This window comes from Streptomyces sp. NPDC059785 (genome assembly GCF_042732375.1).
Classification (GTDB): Bacteria; Actinomycetota; Actinomycetes; order Streptomycetales; family Streptomycetaceae; genus Streptomyces.
On record NZ_JBHWHV010000075.1, the window covers coordinates 34,518 to 44,463 of the forward strand.

Sequence of the window (9,946 nt, forward strand, 5' to 3'; positions counted from 1 at the left end):
GGCGGCGGGGAGCCAGTGATCCGCCCTGCTGGTCAGCCTCTGGCGGCCGGTCGCTCGGCGGCCGGCGTGACGGGGGCGGCCAGCACCGGCCGCGTCTCGGGCAGCAGCGCGAAACAGCCCAGGCTCAGCAGCGCGACACCCGTCAGATAGGCGGCCACGCCCCAGGGCACCCGCTCGCCGTGTGCCACCGCGGTCGCCACGATCGGGGTGAGGGCGCCGCCGAGGACGCCGCCCAGGTTGTAGCCGACCGCGGCGCCCGTGCAGCGGACCCTGGGCTCGTACAGCTCCGGCAGATAGGCGGCGATCACGGCGAACATCGTGATGAAGGCGAGCAGCGCCACCAGGAAGCCGAGGAACATCAGCAGCGGCTCGCCGGTCGACAGCAGCGCGATCATCGGGAACATCCACAGCGCGGTGGCGGCACAGCCCGCCAGACACAGCGGGCGCCGCCCGTAGCGGTCGCCGAGCACCGCCACCACGGGCGTCAGCGCCCCCTTCACCACGACGGCGGCCATGATGCAGGCCAGCATGACGGTACGGCCGACTCCGAGCTGTTCGACGCCGTAGGCGAGGCCCCAGGTCGTCACCGCGTAGAAGACCGCGTAGCCGACCGACAGGCCGCCGGCCGTCAGCAGGACGAGACGCCAGTGGCCGCGCACCACCTCGGCGAGCGGCACGCGCGCGTGCTCGCGCAGTTCCAGGAAGCGCGGGCTCTCCGCGAGCGAACCGCGCAGCCACAGCCCCGCCGCGGCCAGCACCCCCGCCGCCCAGAAGGGCACCCGCCAGCCCCAGGAGGCGAACTGCGCCTCGGTCAGGGCAGCCGACAGAACCAGCATCACGCCGTTGGCCAGGAGGAACCCGAGGGAAGGGCCGATCTGCGGGAAGCTCGACCACAGCCCGCGCCGGTGGTCGGGCGCGTGCTCCGCGGTCAGCAGCACCGCTCCGCCCCACTCCCCGCCGAGCCCCAGCCCCTGGAGGAAGCGCAGCACCAGGAGGAGCACGGGAGCGGCGATCCCGATCGACCCGTAGGTCGGCACGCAGCCGACGGCGACCGTCGAGGCGCCCGTCAGCAGCAACGAGACGATGAGCACCGGCCGCCGGCCGCGCCGGTCCCCGATGTGCCCGAAGAGCACGGAACCGAGCGGGCGGGCGATGAAGCCGACCCCGAACGTGCCGAAGGCGGCCAGGGTCCCCGCCAGGGGCGAGAACGTCGGGAAGAACAGCGGTCCGAGGACCAGCGCGGCGGCGGTCCCGTAGACGAAGAAGTCGTAGAACTCGACGGCCGTGCCGACGAGGGACGCAGTGGCGAGCCGGAACATGGAGGGTGCCCTCACGGAGCGTGCGTCGTGCATGCTGCCTCAACTACCCACAGTGACGGCCGGTTACGGGGGCGCGTGGAGGTGCGTGTGAGCCGGCCCGTACGACGATTGCACCGTGCCGAAGCCGGGGCCGAACGGGCGTGCGCACCGTGATAGACCGGACGCTGAGCAGCGGTCCATCCAGGGCCGGCAGATCCCGCAAGGACCGGAGGAACCGTGCCCCGCACCCTCGCCAACGCCCCGATCATGATCCTCAACGGGCCCAACCTGAACCTCCTCGGGCAGCGCCAGCCGGAGATCTACGGCTCCGACACCCTCGCCGACATCGAGGCGCTGTGCGTCAAGGCGGCGGCCGCGCACGGCGGCACGGTCGACTTCCGTCAGTCCAATCACGAGGGCGAGCTGGTGGACTGGATCCACGAGGCCCGCCTGAACCACGCCGGGATCGTCATCAACCCCGCCGCCTACTCGCACACCTCCGTGGCGATCCTGGACGCGCTCAACACCTGCGACGGGCTGCCCGTGATCGAGGTGCACATCTCCAACATCCACCGGCGCGAGGAGTTCCGGCACCACTCGTACGTCTCGGCCCGCGCCGACGGAGTCATCGCGGGATGCGGCGTGCAGGGGTACGTGTTCGGGGTGGAGCGGGTGGCGGCCCTGGCGGGACCGGCTCGGGCGGACACCTGACCGGCAGCGGTACCAGGGCAGAACCCTGACCGGCAGCGGTACCAGGGCGGACACCTGACCGGCAGCGGCTCCGGGACGGGGCGGCCGGGCTCGCGGCCGGTGCTCGAACGACCGGCGTCCAGGCACCGGCGCACGCTCTCAGAGCCGTCCCGTCTCCACGACGCGCCGCAGGAAGCGTCGCGTCCGCTCGTGCCGCGGCCGACCGAGCACCTGCTCGGCGGTGCCGTGCTCGACGACCACCCCGCCCTCCAGGAAGCAGACCTGGTCCGCCACCTCGCGGGCGAAGCCCATCTCGTGCGTAGCGAGCACCATCGTCATGCCGTCGTCCTTCAAGTCACGGACGACGGCGAGGACTTCGCCCACCAGTTCGGGATCGAGCGCGGCGGTGATCTCGTCCAGGAGCAGCAGCCGGGGCCGCACCGCCAGGGCGCGCACGATCGCCGCCCGCTGCTGCTGGCCCCCGCTCAGCCGGTCCGGGTACTCGCCCGCCTTGGTGCCGAGCCCGAGCCGGTCGAGCAGCTCACGGGCCCGCTCCTCCGCCTCCGGGCGGCTCACCCCGTGCACGCGGCGCGGGGCGAGCGTGACGTTCTCCAGCACGGTCATGTGCGGGAAGAGGTTGTACGCCTGGAAGACCACGCCGATCCGGCGGCGTACCGCGTCCTGGTCGGCCCGTGGGTCGGTGATCTCCTCGTCGTCCAGCCAGATCGCGCCGTCGTCGATCTCCTCCAGGAGGTTCGCGCAGCGCAGCAGCGTCGACTTGCCGGACCCGGAGGCGCCGATCAGGGCGGTCACCGTGTGCGGGGCGACCGACAGTTCGACGTCACGCAGCACGACCGACGCGCCGAACGTCTTGCGGACCGATTCCATCCGGAGTACTGGTGTGCCGCTCACAGGGCCCCTCCCTGGGCACGCTGCCGGTCCATCCGGGCGGTCACCCAGTCCGTGAAGCGGGTCATCGGAATGGTCAGTGCGACGAAGACCAGCCCCGCGACGATGTACGGCGTGTAGTTGAGGCTGCGGCCGACGATGATGTCGGCGGCGCGCACGGCGTCGACGGCGCCGCCGATGGACACGAGCCCGGTGTCCTTCTGGAGCGACACCAGGTCGTTGAGGAGCGGCGGCACCTGACGGCGTACGGCCTGGGGCAGGACCACGTAGCGCAGGGCCTGCCGGTTGGTGAGGCCGAGCGAGCGTGCCGCGGCGCGCTGCGAGGGGTGCACGGACTCGATGCCGGCCCGGAACACCTCGGCCACGTACGCCGAGTACGTCAGCGTCAGCGCCGTGCCGCCCAGCAGCACCGGGTCCACGGTCACGCCCTGGAGGCGCAGCGCGGGGACGCCCAGGACCACGATCATCAGGTTGATGATCAGCGGCAGCCCCCGGAAGAAGTCCGTGTACGCGGCGGCCAGCGCCCGCACGGGGAAGAACACCGGGCCACGCAGGGTACGGGCCACCGCGATCAGCATGCCGAGGACGAGGACCGCGGCGCCGCAGACGAGGAGCAGCCGGACGTTCAGCCAGAGCCCTTCGAGGACCTTGGGCAGTGCCTCGCGCGCGTAGTGCGCGTCGAAGAAGGTCTCCCTGGTGCGCGGCCAGCCGGGCGCGTTGACGACCACGAGGTAGAGGACGACGCCGGTGACGAGGGTGGACAGCGCGGCGAGGGCCGTCGCGCGGCGGGCCCGGGCCCGCTTGTACCGTTCCCGCTCGATCCGCCGCTGGGAGGGGACGTACGCGTCGCGCGCATCTCCTGAACCGGAGTCCCCGCCGCCGGAATCCTCGGTGAACTCGTCCTTCAGCGAGGTCACTTCAGCACCGGCGCGTCCACGGCGTCAGACAGCCAGCGCTTCTCGATGCCCGCCAGCGTGCCGTCCTCGCGCAGGCCCTTCACGGCGTCCGACACGCAGGAGGTCAGCGCGCTGCCCTTGTCGAGGACGAGCCCGAACTGCTCGGCCGCGTCGCCCCGGTTCTCGAACTGTCCGACGATCTCCGCGTCCGTCACCTCGGTCGCGGTGATGTAGAAGGCGGTGGGCAGGTCCACGACGATGGCGTCGACCTGGCCGTTCTTGAGCGCCGACTTGGCCTGGTCGTTCTTGGCGTACGCGGCGGGCTCCTCGGCCGGCTTCACCACGTCGTCGATGTAGTCGAGGCTGGTGGTGCCGACCTGGGCGCCCAGCTTGACGCCTTTGAGGTCCGCGACGTCCGTCGCCTTCGCGGCCTTGGAACCCTTCAGCGCGATGACGGCCTGGCGCACGTCGTAGTAGCCGGCGGAGAAGTCGACCGCCTTCTTGCGCTCGTCGCTGATCGACACCTGGTTGATGTCGACATCGAAGGTCTTCTCGCCGGGCGCGAACGCCTTGTTGAAGGGGACGGTCTGCCAGACGACGTCTCCCTGGGCGTAGCCGAGCCGCTTCGCCACGGCGTATGCGACCGCTGACTCGAAGCCCTTGCCGTTGGCCGGTTCGTCGTCCTGGAACCAGGGCTCGTAGGCCGGTTCGTCGGTGGCGATCGTCAGCTTGCCGCTGGTCCGGGTCGCCAACTCGCCCTTCGTGCACGCCGCACCGGTCGTCCCGGCGGTGGCATCGGCCTGCTTCTGCTCCGGTTGCGGAGCGCAGCCCACGGCGAGTGCGAGCAGGGCGACGGTGGCGGTGGACGCGGCGCGGCGCAGAACGCGCGGGGCGGAAGGCATGGCCGGAGAGTGACAGCGCCGTGTCCCGTTTGTCGAGGTCATTTGGGCAACTGTCCGCATGATGGGAACGGGTGTTGCACGCGTGTGAACACGGCGGCGGGCAGGGGCCCATGAGTCCGGCCAGGGCGTTCGCGGGGCCGCCGGCCGGGGCGGGGATCGAATGGCCGGCGGCCCGCTCCGCGCAGGAGCCGTCGTTCCCGAGCGGAACCGTCCCCAGTGGACCGCATCGGCGGGCGGTGCGGGAGGGCGCGCAGGGCACAGGAGTGTGCGTTTGTTTCACACGGGGCGCGTGGTGATGAGCGGGCATGGGATGCGTATTGGCGCACGGGCAGGGGCGCGCAACGGTGCACGGGCAGGGGAGCGGCGCGTATTGGTGCACGGGCAGGGGAGCGGCGCGTAATGGTGCACGGGCAGGGGAGCGGCGCGTATTGGTGCACGGGCAGGGGAGCGGCGCGTAATGGTGCACAGGCGGGGGTGCGTCATGGTGAACGGCAAGCGGTGCGTAGTGGTGAACGGGCGGCGGGAGGCGTCCGGTTGACCGGCTCGCCTCCCACCTGCCCGTGCGTGTCACCTGCCCATGCGTGTCACCAGCCGCGCGCGTGCCACTCCGGCAGGTGGGGACGCTCGGCGCCCAGTGTTGTGTCGTTGCCGTGTCCCGGGTAGACCCAGGTCTCGTCCGGCAGCACGTCGAAGATCTTCGTCTCCACGTCGTGGATCAGACTGGCGAAGGCATTGGGGTCCTTACGTGTGTTGCCCACACCACCCGGGAAGAGACAGTCCCCCGTGAACACATGGGGATGCCCGTGCGGGTCGTCGTAGACGAGGGCGATCGACCCCGGCGTGTGCCCGACCAGGTGCCGTGCGGTAAGGGTCACCCGGCCGATCCGGACGGTGTCGCCGTCGTCCAGGGGGACGTCGGTCGGTACGGGGATGCCGGCGGCGTCTTCGCGGCCCGCGTAGGTACGCGCACCCGTGGCCGCCACGACCTCCGCGAGCGCCTGCCAGTGGTCGCCGTGCTGGTGCGTGGTGACGACGGACGCGATGCCGTCGGCGCCGATCATGGAGAGCAGCGTCGAGGCGTCGTTCGCCGCGTCGATCAGCAGTTGCTCGTCCGTGGCCCGGCAGCGCAGCAGATAGGCATTGTTGTCCATCGGCCCGACCGCGATCTTGGATATGATCAGATCCTGCAGCTCGTGCACGTCGGCCGGACCACCGACCTTCACCGCTCCGCTGTACGTCATGACGGCAGCCTATAGCGGCGGGAGGCCGGGCAGCAGGCCGCCGTCGACGGTCAGTCCGGCCCCGTCCCGGCGCCCCGACAGCCAGCCGAGGAGCGCGGGGGCCGGGCCGGTCACCGTGATCTCGGCGGCGCCCTGGACGTCGCGTCCCGTGCGCCACGCGCGCGTGGAGTCGGTGATGCGCGTGGCGGGCACCTCGGGGTGGCCCGTGAAGCGCTCGGCGAGGAAGCCGATCTCCCGCTCCGTGAACTCCGCGGGAAGGTCTTCGAGCTCGTACCCGATGCCCAGGTCCACGTGGTGCAGCTCGACCTCGATCCACCGCCGGAACGGCACCCGGGACGCCGCGTCCGTGACGCCGTTGCGCAGCTCGACGGTCCGTGACCAGTCCGCGGGTGCGGCCCCCGCCTCCTGGAAGCGGGCCGAGCTCTCACGCAGATCGGCGAGCTGCACGTCCAGGGGGCGCGGTCCGTCCCGCTCGATGTCGGCGTCCCGGGTGGCGGGGGAGGCGTACATGGGGCGCCCGGCAAGCACCTCCACGAGCGCGTCCGCGTTGCGGGCGAGGTGGGCGAGGACATGGCCGCGGCTCCAGCCGGGCAGCCGTGACGACTCGGTCACTGATCCGTTGTCCAGATGTGCGGCTGCGCTGAGCAGCCGCTCGGTCGCGTCACGTACAGACGCCAGGTCGCGCACATGATCGTTCATGGGTCCGACGATAGTCCCGCCATACGAACGGGTGAAGGTGGCCGAGCCGGTCCGCAAATCGAATGCGCGTGCTATAAGGTCGGGTGCGGCGTCGGGCATGCTGGATGGGCCGGGATTGTTACCACCCAGGGAAAGCGACCGGCGTTGTCAGTGGCTCCCCCTAGTCTGAAGAAGACGGGGCCTCGCCCCTGTCATCTCTCTCAAGAAAGGTGCGGACCGGCGTGGCCGACCGTCTCATCGTCCGTGGAGCGCGCGAGCACAACCTGAAGAATGTCTCGCTCGATCTTCCGCGCGACTCGCTCATCGTTTTCACGGGCCTGTCGGGGTCGGGCAAGTCCTCCCTCGCCTTCGACACGATCTTCGCCGAGGGGCAGCGCCGTTACGTCGAGTCCCTCTCGTCGTACGCCCGGCAGTTCCTCGGCCAGATGGACAAGCCGGACGTCGACTTCATCGAGGGTCTCTCCCCGGCCGTCTCCATCGACCAGAAGTCGACCTCGCGCAACCCGCGCTCGACGGTCGGCACCATCACCGAGGTCTACGACTACCTGCGTCTGCTCTTCGCGCGCATCGGCAAGCCGCACTGTCCCGAGTGCGGGCGCCCGATCTCCCGCCAGTCCCCGCAGGCCATCGTCGACAAGGTCCTGGAGCTGCCCGAGGGAAGCCGCTTCCAGGTGCTGTCGCCGCTGGTCCGCGAGCGCAAGGGCGAGTTCGTCGACCTCTTCTCCGACCTCCAGACCAAGGGATACAGCCGGGCCCGGGTCGACGGCGAGACGATCCAGCTCACCGAGCCGCCGAAGCTGAAGAAGCAGGAGAAGCACACCATTGAGGTGGTCGTCGACCGCCTCACGGTCAAGGAGGGCGCCAAGCGCCGCCTGACCGACTCCGTGGAGACGGCCCTCGGGCTCTCCGGCGGCATGGTCGTCCTCGACTTCGTCGACCTCCCCGCCGACGACCCCGAGCGCGAGCGCATGTACTCGGAGCACCTGTACTGCGCGTACGACGACCTGTCGTTCGAGGAGCTGGAGCCCCGCTCCTTCTCCTTCAACTCGCCCTTCGGTGCCTGCCCCGACTGCACCGGCATCGGCACGCGCATGGAGGTCGACCCCGAGCTGATCGTCCCCGACGAGGACAAGTCGCTCGACGAGGGCGCCATCCACCCGTGGTCCCATGGGCACACGAAGGAATACTTCGGGCGGCTCGTCGGGGCCCTCGCGGACGCGCTGGGCTTCCGCACCGACATCCCCTTCGCGGGCCTGCCGCAGCGCGCCAGGAAGGCTCTGCTGTACGGCCACAAGACCCAGATCGAGGTGCGCTACCGCAACCGGTACGGGCGCGAGCGCGTCTACACGACGCCCTTCGAGGGCGCCGTCCCGTTCGTGAAGCGGCGGCACAGCGAGGCCGAGAGCGACGCCAGCCGCGAGCGCTTCGAGGGCTACATGCGCGAGGTGCCCTGCCCCACCTGTGAGGGCACGCGGCTGAAGCCGATCGTCCTCGCGGTCACGGTCATGGACAAGTCCATCGCCGAGGTCTCCGCCATGTCCATCAGCGACTGCGCGGACTTCCTGGGCGAGCTGACGCTGAACGCCCGTGACAAGAAAATCGCCGAGCGCGTCCTGAAGGAGGTCAACGAGCGGCTGCGCTTCCTGGTCGACGTCGGCCTCGACTACCTGTCGCTCAACCGCGCGGCCGGCACCCTCTCCGGCGGCGAGGCCCAGCGCATCCGCCTGGCCACCCAGATCGGCTCCGGACTCGTCGGCGTCCTGTACGTTCTGGACGAGCCCTCCATCGGCCTGCACCAGCGCGACAACCACCGTCTGATCGAGACCCTGGTCCGGCTCCGTGACATGGGCAACACGCTGATCGTGGTCGAGCACGACGAGGACACGATCAAGGTCGCCGACTGGGTGGTCGACATCGGCCCCGGCGCCGGCGAGCACGGCGGCAAGGTCGTGCACAGCGGCTCCCTGAAGGAGCTGCTCGACAACGACGACTCGATGACCGGCCAGTACCTGGCGGGCAAGAAGGAGATTGCGCTCCCGGACGTCCGCCGCCCGGTCGACCCGGGCCGCAGACTCACGGTGCACGGCGCCCGGGAGAACAACCTCCGGGACATCGACGTGTCGTTCCCGCTGGGCGTGCTCACGGCCGTCACCGGCGTCTCCGGCTCCGGCAAGTCGACCATGGTCAACGACATCCTGTACACGCACCTGGCCCGCGAGCTGAACGGTGCGCGCAGTGTCCCCGGCCGGCACACGCGCGTGGACGGCGACGACCTCGTCGACAAGGTCGTGCACGTCGACCAGTCGCCCATCGGTCGCACACCGCGCTCGAACCCGGCGACGTACACCGGAGTCTTCGACCACGTCCGCAGGCTGTTCGCCGAGACGACCGAGGCGAAGGTGCGGGGCTACCAGCCCGGCCGCTTCTCCTTCAACGTCAAGGGCGGCCGCTGCGAGAACTGCTCCGGTGACGGCACCATCAAGATCGAGATGAACTTCCTGCCGGACGTGTACGTCCCCTGCGAGGTCTGCCACGGGGCGCGCTACAACCGGGAGACCCTGGAGGTCCACTACAAGGGCAAGAACATCGCCGAGGTCCTCGACATGCCGATCGAGGAGGGCCTCGACTTCTTCGAGGCCGTCCCGGCGATCGCCCGTCACCTGAGGACGCTGAACGACGTCGGCCTCGGCTACGTCCGGCTCGGCCAGTCCGCGCCGACGCTGTCCGGCGGTGAGGCACAGCGCGTCAAGCTCGCCAGCGAGCTCCAGAAGCGCTCCACGGGACGCACGGTGTACGTGCTCGACGAGCCGACCACGGGTCTGCACTTCGAGGACATCAGCAAGCTGATCAAGGTGCTCTCGGGCCTGGTCGACAAGGGCAACTCGGTCATCGTGATCGAGCACAACCTCGACGTCATCAAGACCGCCGACTGGGTCGTCGACATGGGTCCCGAGGGCGGCAGCGGCGGCGGCCTCGTCATCGCCGAGGGCACGCCCGAGGAGGTCGCGGCGGTTCCGGCCAGCCACACCGGCAAGTTCCTGCGCGAGGTCCTGGGCGCCGACCGGGTCAGCGACGGCGCGCCCGTGAAGGCCACGCGCAAGAAGGCCGCCAAGACGGTGGCCGCCGGCGCGACGGCGAAGGAGACGGCCACCAAGGCCATCGCCACCGCCAAGAAGACGGCGTCGGCCAAGAACACGGCCAAGAAGGCGGCTCCCGCGAAGAAGACCACGCGGGCACGCAAGGCCTGACGGGCCCGGTCACCGACCGGGTTCGGCACGCACGGCGCCCCACGGGAACTTCCCGTGGGGCGC

At 70.5% G+C, this 9,946-nt stretch carries 8 protein-coding genes; 2 read left to right on the forward strand and 6 right to left on the reverse strand.

Annotation, left to right across the window (positions count from 1 at the left end; genetic code table 11):
- Positions 1-32: 32 nt before the first annotated feature.
- Positions 33-1,352: an MFS transporter gene (locus ACFV6E_RS37460; protein WP_385467823.1), complete on the reverse strand. Its 1,320-nt coding sequence runs from the start codon at positions 1,350-1,352 to the stop codon at positions 33-35.
- A 183-nt stretch (positions 1,353-1,535) separates the two neighbouring features.
- Here ACFV6E_RS37460 and aroQ point away from each other — a divergent pair, with 183 nt between their 5' ends.
- Positions 1,536-2,009 (forward strand): type II 3-dehydroquinate dehydratase, encoded by a 474-nt coding sequence (gene aroQ, locus ACFV6E_RS37465; protein WP_385467826.1) that lies wholly within the window; start codon positions 1,536-1,538, stop codon positions 2,007-2,009.
- 138 nt (positions 2,010-2,147) lie between these two features.
- On the opposite strand, the gene ACFV6E_RS37470 is transcribed toward aroQ, so the two are convergent.
- The 5 genes from ACFV6E_RS37470 to ACFV6E_RS37490 form a co-directional block, all read right to left on the reverse strand.
- Positions 2,148-2,876, reverse strand: a complete 729-nt coding sequence (locus tag ACFV6E_RS37470) for an amino acid ABC transporter ATP-binding protein (protein ID WP_385171602.1) — start codon at positions 2,874-2,876, stop codon at positions 2,148-2,150.
- Positions 2,877-2,896: 20 nt separating this feature from the next.
- Positions 2,897-3,814, reverse strand: a complete 918-nt coding sequence (locus ACFV6E_RS37475) for an amino acid ABC transporter permease (protein ID WP_385171551.1) — start codon at positions 3,812-3,814, stop codon at positions 2,897-2,899.
- A complete protein-coding gene (locus ACFV6E_RS37480; protein WP_385171554.1) occupies positions 3,811-4,695 on the reverse strand; it encodes an ABC transporter substrate-binding protein in 885 nt (294 codons plus the stop codon). Before ACFV6E_RS37480 ends, ACFV6E_RS37475 begins: the two co-directional genes overlap by 4 nt.
- Before the next feature lie 584 nt (positions 4,696-5,279).
- Positions 5,280-5,936: an MBL fold metallo-hydrolase gene (locus ACFV6E_RS37485; RefSeq protein WP_385171557.1), complete on the reverse strand. Its 657-nt coding sequence runs from the start codon at positions 5,934-5,936 to the stop codon at positions 5,280-5,282.
- Between the two features lie 9 nt (positions 5,937-5,945).
- The gene (locus ACFV6E_RS37490; protein WP_385171560.1) at positions 5,946-6,635 is read right to left on the reverse strand and encodes a maleylpyruvate isomerase family mycothiol-dependent enzyme; all 690 of its coding nucleotides are present in this window, start codon (positions 6,633-6,635) and stop codon (positions 5,946-5,948) included.
- A 221-nt stretch (positions 6,636-6,856) separates the two neighbouring features.
- Between ACFV6E_RS37490 and uvrA the strand changes: the two genes are divergently transcribed.
- On the forward strand, positions 6,857-9,883 hold the full coding sequence (gene uvrA / locus ACFV6E_RS37495) for an excinuclease ABC subunit UvrA (protein WP_385467828.1): 3,027 nt from the start codon (positions 6,857-6,859) through the stop codon (positions 9,881-9,883).
- Positions 9,884-9,946 lie beyond the last annotated feature (63 nt).

What these genes read in the sequence shown, in the direction of transcription:
- ACFV6E_RS37490 (WP_385171560.1), bottom strand. Translation starts at nt 6,635, where the DNA reads ATGAACGATCATGTGCGCGACCTGGCGTCTGTACGTGACGCGACCGAG.
- ACFV6E_RS37470 (WP_385171602.1), bottom strand. Translation starts at nt 2,876, where the DNA reads ATGGAATCGGTCCGCAAGACGTTCGGCGCGTCGGTCGTGCTGCGTGAC.
- ACFV6E_RS37460 (WP_385467823.1), bottom strand. Translation starts at nt 1,352, where the DNA reads ATGCACGACGCACGCTCCGTGAGGGCACCCTCCATGTTCCGGCTCGCC.
- ACFV6E_RS37480 (WP_385171554.1), bottom strand. Translation starts at nt 4,695, where the DNA reads ATGCCTTCCGCCCCGCGCGTTCTGCGCCGCGCCGCGTCCACCGCCACC.
- ACFV6E_RS37485 (WP_385171557.1), bottom strand. Translation starts at nt 5,936, where the DNA reads ATGACGTACAGCGGAGCGGTGAAGGTCGGTGGTCCGGCCGACGTGCAC.